1 pseudogene is annotated in these 532 nt (G+C 37.6%); it reads left to right on the top strand.

Annotated features, from left to right (window positions below):
- A pseudogene (locus tag ADK28_RS05855) lies at positions 1-532 on the top strand (hypothetical protein); the annotation flags it as partial.

Genomic DNA, 532 nt, shown 5'->3' on the forward strand with positions numbered 1-532 from the left:
CTGATGTGGTTCATACCAATAATATCAGTGGGTTTTCCGTTGCTATTTGGGATAGTGTAAAAAAGAAAAATATCAAGCTTGTACATACAACTCGTGATTATTATTTATTCCATCACAATTGTACCTTGTTTAAGGATGGCAACAATCTTGATGCTTGTTCGGCAAAGATAAAGTTAACTTCGTTTATTAAAAAGTATAAGAGCAAAAAAGTAGATAATTTTATCGGCATCAGTAAATATATTTCCGCATTACATAGCGATAATGGCTTCGCGAAAAAAACTGCACACCATTATATTTACAACCCCATTAAAGAAATGTTTGTTGATAGTGTAGCCTCTCCAATAATTCGCGTTGGTTTTATTGGTCGACTAACGGCTGATAAAGGTTTTAGCGCTTTTTGCGACAAAGCGAAAGAGATGGCGATACCAGGTGAAGTCGAATTCTATGCGGCAGGAAGGTTGGCTGCTTCAGAGGAAGGGAATCTACTGAAATCCAAAGCAGAGAAAGCCGGTGTTCACTTGCTTGGCTTTGT

The organism is Serratia sp. 506_PEND, assembly GCF_001076875.1.
GTDB lineage: Bacteria > Pseudomonadota > Gammaproteobacteria > Enterobacterales > Enterobacteriaceae > Serratia > Serratia marcescens.